Genomic DNA, 16683 nt, shown 5'->3' on the forward strand with positions numbered 1-16683 from the left:
GTCATCGCGGATAGACGACGAACTTCGGCGGCGCGGTGCCGGTGGCGGGCACCCGATAGTGACGGAGTACGAACTCCATCATCTCCTTGAAGGCCGGTGCGGAGACGTCGCCGCCGCCGCCGGACGGGGTGTGCGCGAAGACCGCGATGACGTAACGCGGGTCGTCCGCCTGGTCCATCCCGATGAACGAGGCGACCTCGCCGGGGGCGTACCGGCCGTCGACCACCCGCGATCCGGTGCCGGTCTTGCCGGCGACCCGGTAGCCCTTGATCGCCGCCTGGGTGGCGGTGCCGCCGTCGATGGTCACCGGCGCCTCCAGCAGGGTACGCAGCGCGGCGGCGGTCTCCGGGCGCAGCACCTGGCGGGTCTGGGGGGCGGGTACCGGCTTCCGCTTGCCGTCCGGGCCGATGATCTCGCGTACCAGGTGGGGCTGGACCCAGGTGCCGTTGTTGGCGATCGCGGCGTACGCGGCGGCCATCTGCAACGGCGTGACGTCGACGCTGTGCCCGATCGGCACCGACCCGTACGTCGAGCCGCTGTATTCCGACGGCTTGAGCACCCGGCCGGACGCCTCGCCGAACACCCCTTCCCCGGTCGGCCGGCCCAGCCCGAACCGGAGCTGGTATTCGTAGAGCTTCTCCGCGCCGAGCTTGTCGGCGACCCGGATGGTGCCGACGTTGGAGGAGAAGCCGAGCATGCCGGCGACGCTGAGCTTGCGGCCCTGCACGGGATGGGTGTCCCGGAACGTCTGGTCACCCTTGCGGATGCCGGACGGCGTGGGCCAGGCGGTGTCCGGGGTGATCACCCCTTCCTCCAGCCCGGCGCCGAAGACGATGGCCTTGTGCACCGACCCGGGATCGACCACGAAGCTGGTGGCGGCGTCGTTGCGGTCGCTGGCGTCGTACTTCTTCCAGTCGGCCGCGTCGTAGGTGGGATAGCTCGCCTGGGCCAGCACCTCGCCGGTGCGTACGTCGAGCACCACGGCCGCCCCGGTGGTGCCGTTGACCTCCTGCATCCGCTTGGCGAGGATCCGCTGCACCATGAATTGCAGGTCCCGGTCGATGGTGAGTTGCAGCGAGCTGCCCGGCCGGGCCTGGGTGACCTTGTTGTAGCCGCCGGGGATCTCGGCGGCCAGGTCGCCCTTGCCGACCTCGTACTCCCGCTCGCCGTTCACCCCGCGCAGCAGCTCGTCGTAGCGGGCCTCGATCCCCTCCAGGCCAACCCGGTCCTGGCTGGTGAAGCCGAGCAGGTTGGCCGCCAGGTCGCCACCGGGGACCTCGCGCCGCTCGTCCCGCCCGGTGCCGATGCCCTTCAGGTTGAGTTCCATGATCTTCTCGGCGGTGCCGACCTCGACGCCCCGGGCCAGGTATTCGAAGTTCGACGGGCGCCCGTCCGGCCGCTTCCGCTTCCGCATCTCCTCGGTCAGCTTGGAGGCGGGGATGCCGAGCAGCGGCGAGAGGGCCGCGGCCGTCCGGGCCGGGTCGTCGACGAGTTCCGGGTCGGCGTAGACGTAGCGGGCCTCGACGCTGTGCGCCAGCGCCGCCCCGGAGCGGTCGTAGATGGCACCCCGGGGGGCTGGCAGGACGACCGTATGCAGCCGGTCACCGACGCCGCCGCCGTCGTACTCCGGGGCCTCGACGACCTGGAGCGCCACCAGCCGGATGCCGATGGTGGTGAACATGGCGAGCGCGAGCAGCGTGCCGAGGCGCAGCCGCCGGTGCGGGTCGGCCAGCCGGGGTGGCCGGCGCGGTCGCCGGGCCGGGCGCCGGGCGGGCGCACCAGCCGTCCGGGTCCCGCCGCCGGCCGGCTCGGCCGGCCGCCGCCGGGCCGGCTTGGCGACGTCGCCGCCGCCCCGGACCGGGCGCGGGGTGATGGTGCGGCCGGCCCCGGTCGGCACGGCCCGCCGGGCGGTCCGGGCCGCGCCGGCCCGGCCGCCGTCGAGCACCTGCAACGCCGGCCGGAACGGGTCCGCCGACCGTTCGGTCCTGGGGGTACGCCGGGACCGGCCACCCGGGTCGCCGGAGACTCCGGGCGTACGCCGGAGTTCTGGACTGTCCCGCACGGTCCGGCCGCGCGGGGTGTACGCCCGGGCGTCGGAGATGCCGCCCAGCCCGGAACCGGACCGGCCGCCGGAGTCGGCACCGCGCTCGGTGTCCCGACCGGCACGCGACGAGCCGCGCCGGGACACCGAAGCGTCCCGGCGCGGCTCGTCGGACCGCGGCGTCACCGGGTCATCCCCCGGCACCCTGCTGGCTGGTGATCGCCGGCTCGCCACCGGCCGGTTGCGGCACTCCGATCACCCGGCCGTCGGGCAGCCGGATGAAGGCCGGTGGCCCCGAGTCGACCAGGCCCAGCTGGCGGGCCCGGGCGGTGAGGTTGCCCGGCACCTCGGCGTCGGCGATCTTCTGCTTCAGCTCCTGCTCCTGGATGTCCAGCGTGGACTGCTGCTGCTGCAACCGCTCCAGCCGGAACGCGTTCTCGTTGACCTTGCTGTTGACCACCAGGATGCCGAGCATCCCGCCGACCACCAGCACCAGGATCAGCGCCACGAACGAGACCCGGGGTCGGGCCACCGGCAGCGGTGGCGCGACCCGGAGCCGGGAGCGCCGGGCCGGCGTCGCCGACTCCGGTGCCCGGTCCGGCCGCTCGTCGGAGCTGTCCCAGACCCGCAGCCCCCGGGCGGATTCCGCCGGCTGCTCCCAGTCCCGCTCACGCAGTGCGGCACTGCCCTGGGTCGGATACTGTCGTGCCCCCCGCACCCGGGCCTCCGACGCCGGGTTCGACCGGCCGCCGCCCGCCCGCTGCACCCGCTGCACCGTGGTCCGGCCCCCCGACCGCGGTGTGCGCTGCTGCGCGCCGCGCGTCGCGTCGGGCTGTTCCCGGCGCTCGCGCTTGTTGACGTTCATCTTCCCTCCCCCTGTTGTGTCGTGCCGCCGCCGTCGGATGCCGGCCGCGGCATGTCCCGTCGCGCTCCGTCGGACCCGCCCGGTGCCCCCGCACCGGCCGGACCTGTTGCCCCGACGACTCGCCCGGGCCGTTCGCGGACAGCCCGCCTCGTCGTCGTGCCCGTACCGCCGTCCCGCTCGATCCGCTCGGCCGCCCGCAGCCGCACCGATGCGGCCCGCGGGTTGGCCTGGACCTCCGCCTCGCCCGGCAGCTCAGCTCCCCGGCTGAGCAGCCGCAGCATCGGCCCGGTACCGGGCAGCTCGACCGGAAGGTCGACCGGCCCGGTGCTCCGGGCACGGCCGGCGAACACCTGCTTGGTGATCCGGTCCTCCAGCGAGTGGTAGGACAGCACCACCGCGCGACCGCCCACGGACAGTGCGTCCAGGGCGGCCGGCAGCGCCGTTTCCAGCGCGGCCAGCTCCCGGTTTACCTCAATCCGTAAAGCCTGAAACGTCCTCTTGGCCGGATGTCCCCCGGTACGTCGGGCAGGTGCCGGAATGGACTCCCTGACCAGCTCGGCCAGCCGGGCCGACGAGGTGAGCCGGTTGCGTTCCCGCTCCCGGACGATCGCCGAGGCGATCCGGCCGGCGAACCGCTCCTCGCCGTAGACCCGCAGCACCCGGGCCAGCTCGCCGTGCGAGTAGCTGTTGACGACCTCCTCGGCGGTCGTACCGGCCGACTGGTCCATCCGCATGTCCAGCGGCGCGTCCTGCGCGTAGGCGAACCCGCGATCGGGCGCGTCGAGTTGCAGCGAGGAGACGCCCAGGTCGAACAGCACGCCGTCCACCCGGTCGTAGCCGAGCCGCTCCAGCACCTCGGGCAGCTCGTCGTAGACCGCGTGCACCAGGTGGGTCCGGTCGGCGTACCGGTCGAGTCGGGCCCGCGCGTGTGCCAGTGCCTCGGTGTCCCGGTCGAGTCCGATCAGGACGGTACGCGGATGCGCGGCAAGCACCGCCTCGGCGTGCCCGGCCAACCCGAGCGTGGCATCGACGTACACGGTCGTCCGGTCGTCGGCCCGGTCCAGGGCGGGAGCGAGCAGCTCGAGACATCGCTCAAGCAGCACCGGCACGTGCGTACCGCGTAGCTCCCCCATGTCGACCCCCAGTGACCCCTGTCTCGTCCGGACGTGCCCGGTATCTGTCGCGCTCGTCGTACCGCCAGATCCCCATCCGCTCCGCTCCCCCGGGCCGACCTTCGGACCGTCGGAGGATCGCGCCTGGCACCGGGGAAGAGGCGCCAGGAACCTCGAGCGGGTGGAGATCTCGCAGTACGTCGGGCGTCGGCACGCGCCGCCCTACAGTCCGCCCGGCAGCACCCCCTCCTCGATGTCGGCGAAGTCCTCTTCGCTGTCAGCGAGGTAGGTCTCCCAGGACCGCTTGTCCCAGATCTCCACCCGGGTGCTCGCCCCGATCACCACCAGCTCCCGATCCAGCGCGGCGTATTCCCGCAGGTGGATCGGGATGGTGACCCGACCCTGCTTGTCCGGGATCTCGTCGTGCGCACTGGCGAAGAAGACCCGGCTGTAGGCCCGGGCCGCCTTGTGCGTCATCGGCTGTTCGCGTAACTGCCCCGCGATCCGCTGGAACTCGGGCATCGGGAAGACGTAGAGGCAGCGCTCCTGCCCTTTCGTGATCACGACACCTCCCGCCAGCTCGTCCCGGAACTTGGCCGGAAGGATCAGCCGGCCCTTGTCGTCCAGGCGCGGGGTGTGCGTGCCGAGAAACACCGGCCCAACCCCCTCGCCCTACCAGCGGCGTTCGCGGCGCCGCTGCCCCCCGGGCCGGCGGGCCCTCCTGGCCCCCCATCGCGCCCCACTCTACTCCACTTCCCTCCACCCGCAACCGGAATCGCCCGGAAAGACCGGCTGTCCTCCGGATGAAACCGCACGTCAGAAGGGGTGGCCGGCGGTGGAGGGAAGTGGGCCCCCCGCCGCGAAGGTCCACTATCCGACAGCGGTACGCGGGCCACTCAGCGCCCGGATATACACGCTTTTTCCGACTCATCCGGTCACCCCGACCGCCCCGCTGAAGCGGGGCGGGAGGAAAGTGGAGGAAAAATTCGCTGCGGCGGCCCACCCCGCCGCGATCGACCGGGGCGGCGACCCGCGGCCGGGTGGCGACGGCTCAGGTCAGCTCCGGCCACCGGGCCGCGACGTCCAGGGCGGCCCGGACCGGATCGCCGCCCCACCGGCTGGCGAACGCGTCGACCACCACCCACCCGGCCTGGACCAGCGCGCGGTGCCGGGCGATGTGTGCCGCCGGGCCGGCCGGCTGGACGACACAGTTCAGCCCGACCGCCGACGCACCGGCGCCGACACAGAGGTCCACGGTCCAGCGCCCGACCGGATAGTGGCGCCGGACCGGCAGCCCGATCCGGGCCAGTTCGATGGCCAACTCGCCCGCCCAGCCGCCCGGCACCGGGCTGCCGGCCCGGACCGGCGCCGGGCCTCGGACTGCGATCGGCGCCAGGCTTCCCGCCCCCGCCGGGCTGCCTGCTGTCGTTGCCGCGGCAGCGGGCCGGGCCTGCGCGCTCCGCGACGTGCCACCGCCTGCCCGCCCGGCGGCGGACGTGCCCGGAACGGCGACCGGCTCGCCGCGCGGCTCCGGCGGCAGCGCCGCGTACCGCAGGTAGTCGCCGAGCAGGCCGTTCGGCGCGGACTGCGAGGTCAGCACGACCATCCGGCGCCGTGCCCGGGTGACCATCACGTTGAACAGGTTCGGGTCGGTCAGGAAACGCATCCGCCCGGCGGGGACCGGATCGGTCACCGCCAGCGACACCAGTACGGTCTCCGCCTCGCTGCCCTGGAACGAGTGGACGGTGCCGACCCGCAGCCCCAGCCGCTCGATCTCGGTCACCGGAAACTCCGCCACCAGCGCCGACTCCAGCGCGTTGGCCTGGGCCCGGAACGGGGTGATCACACCGATGCCGACCCGACCCGCCTCGGCCAGCCGGCGGACCTCGGCCACCACCGCCGCCACCTCGGCCCGGTTCACTCCCGCCTCGGTACCCTCCGCCGGCACCGTCCGCACGTCGATCACGTCCGCCGTCTCGTTGCCGGGATGCCGGGTGGCCACCGCGATGCGGTCACCGTAGAAGCGGTGCGCGGAGAACTCGATCAGGTGCGGGGCGCAGCGGTAGTGCTCGTCCAGCCAGGTCACCGGGGCGGCCCCGGCGGCCAGGTCGAAGGCGCTGACCCGGCGTACGTCGACCCGGTTGTCGAGGCCGTGCCGGTGCAGGGTCGCCACCACGTCGACGTCGGCGACGAACGAGACGAACCGCAGTTGCCGGGGATCGCCCACCACCAGCGCCCGGCGGGCCCGGGCCAGGGCCGGCGCCGCCCGGATCTGGTCGGTGTGCGACGCCTCGTCCATGATCACCAGGTCGAAGAGCCCGGCGATCGGCGGCAGCAGTTCCTCGACGTCGGTGACCGTGCCGATCCACAGCGGCAGCGCCCGGACCAGGGCCCCCCCGCTCAGTTCGGCGAGGAGTTCCCGGCGCCGGTTGCGGCCCGCCCGCAGCGCACCGGCCAGCGCGGCGGCGCTGCGGCGGCCCGCGGCGTCCCACCGGTCCGGGCCACGACTGCGATGCCGCATCGCGGTGCCCAGCGCCGCCGACAACCGCTGCCGGGCCTGCGCCAGCACCGGCCACAACGGGCCCGGGTCGGCGCCGCCGACGGTCGCCAACCGGGCCGCCGCCACCTCCGCCCGGGCCGCCGCGATCGCGTCGTCGAGCCGGTCCAGCGACACCGTCTCCGCCGCACCGAGCTGGCGGCGCAGCCGGCGACCCGGTCGCCCCGGCAGCCAGCGCCGCCACCACGCACCGGCCGAGGCCCGGGCCCGCTCGGCCGCCCGGACCGCCGCCACCAGGTCGGCACCGGGCGCGAAGGCACCGGGTACGTCGAGTCGCAGCCCGCCGACCACCGGCGCCCAGCGCTGCACCTCGCCGGCCAGCAGTTCGAGGCCGAGCAGCTCGGTGAGTTGCCTGGTCACCCGTTCCACCTCGGCGGTCGCCTCGGCCACGGCGGCCCGGTCCGCGTCCAGGGTCGCCGCCGTCACCTCCGCCTCGGCGGTCACGTCGAGGGAGGCCGCCAGTGCGGCCCGGCGTTCCGCGTCGCCGAACAGCACCGGTCGCGGCCCCGGATAGCGCTCCAGCAGTTCGCCGAGTACGTCGGCGGCGTGCGTGGACTGGGTGACGACCAGTACGCTCCCGCCCCGGTCGACCACGTCGAGCGCGGCGGCGACCACGGCGTGGCTCTTCCCGTTGCCCGGCGGACCGGAGACCACGGTCACCGGCTGGTGCCGGACCCGGCGTACCACCTCGGTCTGGGCCTCGTTCAGCGGCAGCGGCGAGTCGACCGGTCCGGAGTCGGCCGGGGCGGCGGGTGCGTCCGGGGCGGCGGTGCCGTACACCACGGCCAGGGCGGTGGACTCGACGTCGGGCCGGGCGGCCCAGGCGCGCAGCCGGTCACCGAGCGCCAGCCCGGCGACGTCCCGCACGCTGAACAGCACCGCCGAGACGTAGAGCACCGGCGGCCGGGCCGGAAAGCTCGCCCGACCGGTACGCCGGATCCGGTCGTACTCGCGTATCGGCAGGCCGGCCGCCTGGGCGACGGTGCGCAACCAGGCCTCGGCGCCAGTGCTGGCCAGCCACCCGGGTCCACCCAGGCCCGGCGCCACCTCCAGCCGGGCGGCCAGGTCACGGTCCTCGACCAGCGGAGTGACCTCGAAGTCGCCGGCCGGGACGACCCGGTACCCGCGCAGCGTGCGCTCCAGCCGGACCGGCTCGCTGAGCAGCGGGAAGCGCACTTTCCTGGTCACCCCGTCGATCTCCACCACCCCGGCGACCAGGCCCCAGCCACGGCGCAGCGTCCGAACGTCGCGGTGCAGCAGGTCGGCCGCGGCCAGCCGCTCCACCTCGCGGGACGGGCGGCAGGATTGCGGATCGGCCAGCCAGATCAGCGGCTGGCCGGGACGGGTCACGTCGAGCACCCGCTCGGGTGCGGCCGGGGCGAGGTCGGCGAGGGCCCGCAGCACGGACGCGACGGAGGGGCTCATCGGCAGCCGAGCGTACCAACCGGGCACGCCGGAACGGGTGCCTCGGCCCGGGCGCCCGCTACACCGCTGCCGGCCCGGACCGGACGCCCGAGCAGGTACCGGACCGCCGTGCCCGGGCACCGGGCGCCGGTGCCCGGGGCCGGGCGGTCCGGGTCCGGGGCCGGGCGGTCCGGGTCCGGGGCCGGGCGGTCCGGGTCCGGGGCCGTTCCGGGTGGGCCGGGCCGACCCCGGAGCGGATCCCGGGCCGTCGGGTACTTTCGTGCGACGGTCACCCGCCCGGCGCCGTCCGGTAACCTCGCTCGCGTGACGGACGGGAAGATGCCTCTCCGGGCGAAGGTGGCCAGTTCGGTGTCGCGCACCGCCGCAGCCCTGTCCCGGGCGGCCGGCCGGGGTGACGGCTCGGTGATCGGCGGGTGGATCGGTCTCAAGATCGATCCTGATCTCCTCGCCCATCTGGCGTCCGGCCGGGCCATCGCGCTGGTCTCGGGCACCAACGGCAAGACGACGACCACCCGGCTGACCGCGGCGGCGGTCGGCGTACTCGGCCGGGTGGCGACCAACTCCTTCGGGGCGAACATGCCCACCGGACACACCTCGGCACTGGCCAAGGCCGGCAGCACCCCCTATGCCGTGCTGGAGGTCGACGAGCACTACCTGGCCCAGGTGCTGGAGGCGACCGAGCCCCGGGTGGTGGCCCTGCTCAACCTCTCCCGGGACCAGCTCGACCGGGCCAAGGAGGTGGCGATGATGGCCCAGCTCTGGCGGGCCGCGCTGGTCCGGCACCCCTCGGTACGGGTGGTCGCCAACGCCGACGACCCGATGGTGGTCTGGGCGGCGATCCCACCGGCGACCCGCAGCCCGCAGCTGGCCCCGGCACCGGTCACCTGGTTCAGCGCCGGCCAGCGCTGGCACGACGACTCCTGGGTCTGCCCCGAGTGCGGCTCCCCGATCGAGCGGATGGCGGACCAGTGGTGGTGCACCGGCTGCTGGCTGCGCCGGCCGGAGCCGCAGTGGGTGGTCGAGGACGACGGTGTGGTCGACCCCGCCGGTGACTGGCACAAGGTGGTCCTGCAACTGCCCGGCCGGGTCAACCTCGGCAACGCGGCGACCGCGCTGGCGGTGGCGGCCGAGTTCGGCGTACGGCCGACCGACGCGGTGTCCCGGCTCGGCGGGGTCGCCTCGGTCGCCGGCCGGTACGCCCAGGTGGTCAAGGACGGCCGGACGATCCGGCTGCTGCTGGCGAAGAACCCGGCGAGCTGGCTGGAGGCGTTCGACATGGCGGAGGAGGCGCCGACGCTGCTGTCGATCAACGCCCGGGACCCCGACGGGCTGGACACCTCCTGGCTGTTCGACGTCGACTTCGCCCCGCTGCGCGGGCGGCAGGTGCTGATCACCGGCGACCGGGCGTACGACCTGGCGGTCCGGCTGGACGTCAACGGCGTACCGTTCCAGCACGTCAGGACCTTCACCGAAGCGATCACGAGCGTCCCGCCGGGCCGGCTTGAGGTCATCGCCAACTACACGGCGTTCCAGGACATCCGAGCGGAGTTGGACCGTGTCAACTAATCCCGCCTACCGCATGCCCGGCCAGGCCGGTGGAGAGAGCAACCTGCGGATCGTCTGGATCTATCCGGACCTGCTCTCCACCTACGGCGACCGGGGCAACATGCTGATCCTGGCCCGCCGGGCCGAGCTGCGCGGCCTGCCGGTGGAGTGCATCGAGATCCGCTCCGACCAGCGGCTGCCCACCTCGGCGGACATCTACCTGCTCGGCGGCGGCGAGGACGGCCCGCAGGCGCTGGGCGCGCAGCGGCTGATCGCCGACGGCGGGCTGCGTCGGGCCGCCGAGCAGGGCTCAGTGGTCTTCGCGGTCTGCGCCGGCTACCAACTGCTCGGCGGTTCGTTCTTCGCCAAGGGCGCCAAGTGCGCCGGCCTGGACCTGCTCGACCTGCACTCCGACCGGGGGCCGTCCCGGGCGGTCGGCGAACTCGCCGGCGCCATCGACCCCCGGCTCGGGCTGCCGCCGCTGAGCGGCTTCGAGAACCACGGCGGGCGTACCCACCTGGGTCCCGCGGTGTCGCCGCTGGCCCGGGTCAGCACCGGAGTCGGCAACGACGGCAACACCGAGGGAGCGTGGCGGGGCAAGCTGCTCGGCACGTACTCGCACGGTCCGGCGCTGGCCCGCAACCCGGCCCTGGCGGACCTGTTGCTGCGCTGGGCGATCGGGGTGCAGCAGCTACCGCCGCTGGACGACACCTGGTCGGACCGGCTGCGGGCCGAACGCAGCGCGGCCCTGGCCGCCGCCCGGCAGTGAGCCCTTCCCAAGCTGAACAGAGCGGCGCGGGCGCCTCGACTTCCACCTGCGGCCAGGGCGGACCGCACGGGGAGGTTGACAGAGATTCACTGATCGGACGCGTCCGGCGGTTGCTCCGGCAGCGGTCGGTCGCGCGGTTCACCGTACTGCTCCTGGTGCTCGGCCTCTTCGGGCTGGCGCTGCTGCTGGTGCCCCGGCCCGAGGTGGCACAACTGCCCCGGCTGGCCGACCGGCTCGGTGCACTCGCGCCGGTCGCCGCGATCGGTGGCGGCGCACTGCTGCTGGTCGCGCTGGTGCCCCGGACCGCGATCACGGTGGTCTGGGGAGCGATCTTCGGGCCGCTGCTCGGTGCCGGCTACACGCTGGCCGCCGCCCTGCTCGCCGCGCTCGCCGGTTTCGGGGTCGGCCGGCTGCTCGGTCGGGAGTTCGTCGCGGAACGGGTACGCGGCCGGCTGGCCCGGCTCGACGGATGGTTCGCCCGGCAGAGCGTGCTCGGGGTGGTCAGCGTCCGGCTGATCCCGATCGGCGGGTTCGGGCTGATCAGCTACGGCTACGGCACCACCGGCGCGCGGCTGGCACCGTTCCTGCTGGGCAGCGTGCTGGCGGCCACCCCGTCCGCGTTCGGCTACGCGGCGGTGGGCGCGGCGGCGGTCTCGCCGGACGAGGTGAACTGGCTGGCGGTCACCCCGGGCGCACTGGGCCTGGTCGCCACCGCGGTGCTGGCGGTGCGCTGGTGGCGGGCGGAACGCGCCGCCGGGCAGGCCCGCCGGTCCGGTGGTGCCGGCAACGGCGACCGGCACGTCCCGGCCGACGGCCAGGCACCGAACCCGGAGTAACCGGTAGCGGAGGGCGCCCCGACGGGCTGCCGGGTCGATTGCGCATTTCGCGGTATTTGCCCTATAAGGACTGCTCGTCGATAGGCTGATGACACCACCGCCCTCCTTCAGCGGCAGCCCCCGGAGGACGGATGGCAGCGCCTCACCCCGGGGCCGGGCGATCCCCGGCCCCGGCGGTGGGCGTCCCCGCCGGGCCGGTGCCCCGGGCAGCGATGGTCAGCGAGGTGACGGGTGAAGTCGTACGCCGAGACAGCCGGTGCGGTGGAGGTCGCCGACACCGCCGTCGTACGCGGCCCGAACGCCACCGTCGTACGGCTCTCCGTCAACGGCACCATGCGGAACATCCTGGTCGAGCCCCGGGTCAGCCTGCTGGACGCGCTGCGCGACCGGCTCGACCTCACCGGCACCAAGAAGGGCTGCAACCAGGGCGCCTGCGGCGCCTGCACGGTCTGGGTGGACAAACGGCGGGTACTGGCCTGCCTCACCTTGGCCATCACCTGCGAGACCCGCGAGGTCACCACGATCGAGGGGCTCTCCGACGGGGTGGACCTGCACCCGATGCAGCAAGCGTTCATCACCCAGGACGCCTTCCAGTGCGGATACTGCACCCCCGGCCAGATCATGTCGGCGGTGGCGTTCCTCGCCGAGGGGCACGCCGCGGACGACGGGCAGATCCGGGAGTGGATGAGCGGCAACATCTGCCGGTGTGCGGCGTACCCGAACATCCGGGCCGCCATCCGGCAGGTCCGGGACGAGGCCGGGACGGGTGGGCCCGATGCGAGCGGTTAGCTACTCCCGGGTGGCCGACGTGGCCACCGCGATCGGGACGGTCGCCGCCGACCCGGGCAGCACCTTCCTGGCCGGCGGCACCACCGAGGTCGACCTGCAACGCATCCACGTCGCCGGGGCGAAGCGGCTGGTGGATATCAACGACCTGCCGCTGCGGCAGGTCGACGAGCTGCCCGGCGGCGGGGTACGGATCGGCGCCGTCGCCCGGATGAGCGACGTCGCCCAGGCCCTGCCGGTCCGGCGCCGGTTCCCGATGGTCTCCCAGGCCCTGCTGCTCGGCGCCTCCCCGCAACTGCGCAACATGGCCTCGATCGGCGGCAACCTGATGCAGCGGACCCGCTGCGGCTACTTCCGGGACGTGGCGGCGCCCTGCAACAAGCGCGAACCGGGCACCGGGTGCAGCGCGATGAACGGGGTCAACCGGGGCCACGCGGTCCTCGGCACCAGCGAATGCTGCATCGCCACGCACCCCTCCGACCTGGCCGTCGCGCTGGTCGCGCTGGACGCGGTGGTGCTCACCCAGGGGCCGGCCGGGCACCGCCAGATCCCCGCCGACGACTTCTACCTGGCGCCCGGCCAGACCCCGGATCGCGAGCACCCGACCGCGCACGGCGAGCTGGTGGTGGCCGTGGAGATCCCGCCGCTGCCGATGGCCAGCACCTCGATCTATCTGAAGGTACGGGACCGGGAGTCGTACGAGTTCGCGCTCGCCTCGGCGGCGGTCGCCGTCTCGCTGGACGCCGGAGTGGTCACCGACGTACGGCTGGCGCTGGGCGGCGTGGCGACCAAGCCCTGGCGGGCCCGCCGGGCCGAGTCGGTGCTGGTCGGCGCCCCGGCCACCGTCGAGTCGTTCCGGGCGGCAGCCGACGCGGAGCTGGCCGACGCGGTGTCGCACGGGATGAACGCGTACAAGATCGAGCTTGGCCGGCGCACGGTCGTACGGGCGCTGCGCATGGTCACCGGCGACGCCCGGATGGTCAGCGACGACGGGAACCCACCGTGAGCGGAGTACACGAATGAGTCCGGTGCTCGGGGCCGCCCTCGACCGGGTGGACGGCCGGGCCAAGGTCACCGGCGCGGCCCGGTACTCCGGCGAACTCAACCTGCCCCACCTCGCCCACGCGGTGCTGGTCGGTGCCCGGGTGCCGAGCGGCCGGATCATCGGAATCGACTGCCGGCAGGCCGGCGTCGCGGACGGTGTGCTCGCGGTGCTGACCCATCTCGACCTGCCCCGGGTCGCGGCCCAGCCGAAGCTCTTCCCGTCGCTGGCCGGGCTGATCGCGCACGGGCAGAGCTTCTTCCCGATGCAGGACGACGTGGTGCACTACGCCGGGCAGCCGGTCGCGATCGTCGTCGCCGACACCATCGAGCGGGCCGAGCACGCCGGCAGCCTGGTCCAGGTGACCTACGCCGAGACGCCGTCGCTGACCCTGCTCGACCAGGGGCGCGACCAGGCGTACGAGCCGGAACGGATCTTCGGCGGGCTGGTCCCCGGCCGGAACCCGACCCGGGGTGATCCGGAGACGGCACTGCGCGACGCCGAGGTGAACCTCGACCTGACGTACCGGTTCGCGGCCAACCACCAGAACCCGCTGGAGGCGGGGACGACCACGGCGATCTGGGACGACACCGACCGGCTCACCCTCTACGACTCGACCCAGGGGCCGACCGCGACCCAGCTCAGCGTCGCCGAACTGCTCGGCCTGCCACCCACCCAGGTCCGGGTGCTCAGCCACTACGTCGGCGGCAGTTTCGGGTCCAAGGCGCTGATCTGGCCGCACGTCACCCTCGCCGCGCTCGCCGCCCGCCGGGTCGGCCGGCCGGTCCGGCTCACGCTCAGCCGCGACCAGATGTTCCACTCCTGCGGTTACCGGGAGGAGCAGGAGCAGCGGATCCGGCTCGGCGCCGGCCGGGACGGGCGGCTGGCGGCCCTCACCCACGACAAGATCTCACTGACCTCGCACTTCGACGACTGGGCCGAGACCTCCCTGGAGTCAGCCGCGATCACGTATGCCTCGCCGAACTACGCCGGCGGCTACCGGCTGGCCCGGGGCAACACCATCACCCCGACCTTCACCCGTGGCCCCGGCGAGGCGACCGGGATGTTCGCGCTGGAGTCCGCGATGGACGAACTCGCGTACGCCACCGGGGTCGATCCGGTCGAGCTGCGGCTGCGCAACCACGCCGACGTCGACCCGGACACCGGCAAGCCGTGGTCGAGCAAGGGGCTGAAGGAGTGCTACCAGCGCGGCGCCGAACTCTTCGGCTGGGCCGACCGCGACCCGACCCCCGGCGCCCGGCGGGACGGGAACATGCTGATCGGCACCGGCATGGCCACCGCCGCCTATCCGGTGGCCGCCCCGATCAGCCCGCAGCGGGCCCGGGCCCGGCTGTACATCGACGGCAGCGCGGTCGTCGAGGCCGGCATCTCCGAGTTCGGCACCGGTGCGCTGACCGCGATGACCCAGGTCGCCGCGGACGGCCTCGGCCTGCCGGTCGACCGGGTACGGTTCCTCGGCGGCACCACCGACCTGCCGAACGTCGCCTCGGCGGTCGGCTCGGCCGGCTCGGGGGCGACCAGTTCGCCGGTACACCTGGCCTGCACCCAGCTCCGCGACCAGCTCGTCGGGCAGGCGGTCGCCGACCAGCACTCGCCGCTGCACGGCGCCGACCCGGCCGGGGTGGTGGTCCGGGACGGCCGGATGTGCCTGCGCGACCGGCCCGAGGTCGGCGAGACGTACGCCGAGCTGCTCACCCGTAACCACATTCCGGACGTGGAGACGGTGGGCACCTGGATGCCGGTCCTGCCGCCCATGACGGACTACGCGATGCACACCTTCGGGGCCCAGTTCGCCGAGGTGGCCGTCGACGCCGAACTCGGCCTGGTCCGGGTACGCCGGCTGGTCGGCGTCTTCGCCCCGGGCCGGGTACTCAACCGCAAGACCGCGCACAGCCAACTGATGGGCGGGATGCTCTGGGGGCTGGGTCAGGCGCTGCTGGAGGCGACCCGGATGGACCCGCACACCGGGCGCTGGGCCAACGCCAGCCTCGCCGACTACCTGCTCCCGCTCAACGCCGACGCCCCGGACGTCACGGTCGACGTCATCGAGGTACCCGACTCCGTGGTCAACCCGCTCGGTGTGAAGGGCGTCGGCGAGATCGGCATCGTCGGTACCTCGGCCGCGATCGCCAACGCCGTGTACCACGCCACCGGCCGACGGATCCGGCACCTGCCGATCACCCTGGAGGACCTGCTCTGAGGACCGGCCCGGTGCCGCCGGCCGACCGGCTGCTCCGGGCTCCACTCCGGGCTCGTACTGACGGTCCCGCCACTCCACCGTGTGACATCGTTGCTATATATATCGCGGTGCGATATATATAGCGCATGGAAATCAGCGAGCAGACGTTCCTGATCCTCTCCGCCCTCGCCGACCAACCCCGCCACGGCTACGCCGTGGTGACAGAGGTCGACGAGATGACCGGCGGCAGGATCCGGTTACGCGCTGGCACCCTCTACGGAGCCCTCGACCGCCTCGTCACCCAAGGGCTCATCGCCCCCGACCACGACGAGGTGGAGAAGGGCCGGCTTCGCCGTTTCTACAAACTGACCGACACGGGGGCAGACGCCATCCGCGCGGAGAGCCAGCGGATGGCCACCGCGGTCCGGCTCGCCGAGGAGCGCCTCAACAAGCGTGCCGCCCGCAACGCCCCGCGCCTCGGGACCAGCGGATGAACCCGGACATGAGCCCCCTGGAGCGACGATATCGACGGCTGCTGCGCCTACTGCCAGCCACGCACCGCACCGCCCGCGGCGAGGAACTGCTCGGACTGCTGCTGGACCTCGACCACGGCCGCCGACACCCGAGCCGGCACGAGACACTGAACATCATCGCCCTGGCAATCCGGCTGCGACTCACGACGCCCGTCACCACCGCAGCCCTCACCACCGGACTCAGTGCCCTGCTCATCGCCGCCGGCACCCAGCCCGCCGGTGACACCCTGGACCTGTTCACCGGCGCCGTCCTCGCCACCGACATGCCGGCCATCATCTCCAGCTGGCCGCAGATAGTCGTTCTCGGCCTGCTGCCCCTCGCACCGCTGATCGCCTGGCTGTGCGGCGCGACCCGGACCGCCCTCACCCTGCAAGCAATCTTCCTGACGGTCACCGCTGGTTGGTTCGCCATCGACGTGCCGGGCGGTGCCGGCATGGGAATCAACCCCGGCCAACAACTCTTCGCGTACGCCACACCGGTCCTGATCCTCGTCCTGCTCGCGATCGCCGACCGCGAGCGGTGGACCGTACCCCGGCCGCGCCTGTTCTGGTGGACCCTCGTCCCGCTCGGGATCCTCGCCTGGAAAGGCACCGGAGAATGGGGACGCCACGGCGTGTACGTTCTCGACGCCATGCCGACGGTCCTCGGGATCCTCACCGCCGCCACCGCCGCTGCCGGAGCCGCCTGCGCAGTCCGCCACCACCGGCCCGCCGTCATCATCGGCGCCGGACTCACCGGCTTCATCGCCGGATGGCTCATCCCCGACCCGCTGCTCTCCAACACGGCGATGCAGCACTTCGACCGTCAGCCGCTACCACTGGCAATCCTCATCACGGCGATCGCTGCCACCATGACTGGCATCCATCACCTCGCCCGTCGCCACAAGCCCGAGGTGCGGTCGCTACCACCCGATGAACCCGTGATGCGCTGAACACCAGCTTCGGGTCAGACGAGCGGCGACCGCGGCAGAG

13 protein-coding genes are annotated in these 16683 nt (G+C 73.6%); 8 read left to right on the forward strand and 5 right to left on the reverse strand.

What is annotated here, in order from left to right:
• Position 1: 1 nt before the first annotated feature.
• The 5 genes from ACSMXO_RS32595 to ACSMXO_RS32615 all read right to left on the reverse strand — a co-directional run bounded on the left by ACSMXO_RS32595 (position 2) and on the right by ACSMXO_RS32615 (position 8000).
• Positions 2–2227: a peptidoglycan D,D-transpeptidase FtsI family protein gene (locus ACSMXO_RS32595; protein ID WP_455415043.1), complete on the reverse strand. Its 2226-nt coding sequence runs from the start codon at positions 2225–2227 to the stop codon at positions 2–4.
• A 4-nt stretch (positions 2228–2231) separates the two neighbouring features.
• Positions 2232–2906 carry a hypothetical protein gene (locus ACSMXO_RS32600; protein WP_455415044.1) on the reverse strand — a complete coding sequence of 225 codons (675 nt, stop codon included), beginning with the start codon at positions 2904–2906 and terminating at the stop codon, positions 2232–2234.
• Positions 2903–4039, reverse strand: coding sequence for a 16S rRNA (cytosine(1402)-N(4))-methyltransferase RsmH (rsmH, locus tag ACSMXO_RS32605; RefSeq protein ID WP_455415045.1), 1137 nt, complete (start codon positions 4037–4039; stop codon positions 2903–2905). The genes ACSMXO_RS32600 and rsmH overlap by 4 nt, the downstream gene beginning before the upstream one ends.
• A gap of 201 nt (positions 4040–4240) precedes the next feature.
• Positions 4241–4672: a division/cell wall cluster transcriptional repressor MraZ gene (mraZ, locus tag ACSMXO_RS32610; protein WP_346262489.1), complete on the reverse strand. Its 432-nt coding sequence runs from the start codon at positions 4670–4672 to the stop codon at positions 4241–4243.
• A gap of 397 nt (positions 4673–5069) precedes the next feature.
• Positions 5070–8000: a DEAD/DEAH box helicase gene (locus tag ACSMXO_RS32615; RefSeq protein ID WP_455415046.1), complete on the reverse strand. Its 2931-nt coding sequence runs from the start codon at positions 7998–8000 to the stop codon at positions 5070–5072.
• Between the two features lie 318 nt (positions 8001–8318).
• Between ACSMXO_RS32615 and ACSMXO_RS32620 the strand changes: the two genes are divergently transcribed.
• The 8 genes from ACSMXO_RS32620 to ACSMXO_RS32655 all read left to right on the forward strand — a co-directional run bounded on the left by ACSMXO_RS32620 (position 8319) and on the right by ACSMXO_RS32655 (position 16643).
• On the forward strand, positions 8319–9566 hold the full coding sequence (locus tag ACSMXO_RS32620) for a Mur ligase family protein (protein WP_346262531.1): 1248 nt from the start codon (positions 8319–8321) through the stop codon (positions 9564–9566).
• A gap of 13 nt (positions 9567–9579) precedes the next feature.
• Positions 9580–10314, forward strand: a complete 735-nt coding sequence (locus tag ACSMXO_RS32625) for a type 1 glutamine amidotransferase (protein WP_346262530.1) — start codon at positions 9580–9582, stop codon at positions 10312–10314.
• Between the two features lie 89 nt (positions 10315–10403).
• Complete coding sequence (locus ACSMXO_RS32630) at positions 10404–11150, forward strand: TVP38/TMEM64 family protein (RefSeq protein ID WP_346262529.1); 747 nt, start codon at positions 10404–10406, stop codon at positions 11148–11150.
• A gap of 333 nt (positions 11151–11483) precedes the next feature.
• Positions 11484–11939, forward strand: a complete 456-nt coding sequence (locus ACSMXO_RS32635) for a (2Fe-2S)-binding protein (protein WP_346262528.1) — start codon at positions 11484–11486, stop codon at positions 11937–11939.
• A complete protein-coding gene (locus tag ACSMXO_RS32640) occupies positions 11926–12942 on the forward strand; it encodes an FAD binding domain-containing protein (RefSeq protein ID WP_346262487.1) in 1017 nt (338 codons plus the stop codon). The genes ACSMXO_RS32635 and ACSMXO_RS32640 overlap by 14 nt, the downstream gene beginning before the upstream one ends.
• Positions 12943–12955: 13 nt before the next feature.
• The gene (locus ACSMXO_RS32645; RefSeq protein ID WP_455415047.1) at positions 12956–15199 is read left to right on the forward strand and encodes a xanthine dehydrogenase family protein molybdopterin-binding subunit; all 2244 of its coding nucleotides are present in this window, start codon (positions 12956–12958) and stop codon (positions 15197–15199) included.
• 125 nt (positions 15200–15324) lie between these two features.
• The gene (locus ACSMXO_RS32650; protein WP_346262485.1) at positions 15325–15672 is read left to right on the forward strand and encodes a PadR family transcriptional regulator; all 348 of its coding nucleotides are present in this window, start codon (positions 15325–15327) and stop codon (positions 15670–15672) included.
• Positions 15673–15680: 8 nt separating this feature from the next.
• The gene (locus tag ACSMXO_RS32655; protein ID WP_455415048.1) at positions 15681–16643 is read left to right on the forward strand and encodes a hypothetical protein; all 963 of its coding nucleotides are present in this window, start codon (positions 15681–15683) and stop codon (positions 16641–16643) included.
• Positions 16644–16683: the final 40 nt, after the last annotated feature.

It is taken from the genome of Plantactinospora sp. DSM 117369, assembly GCF_053764795.1.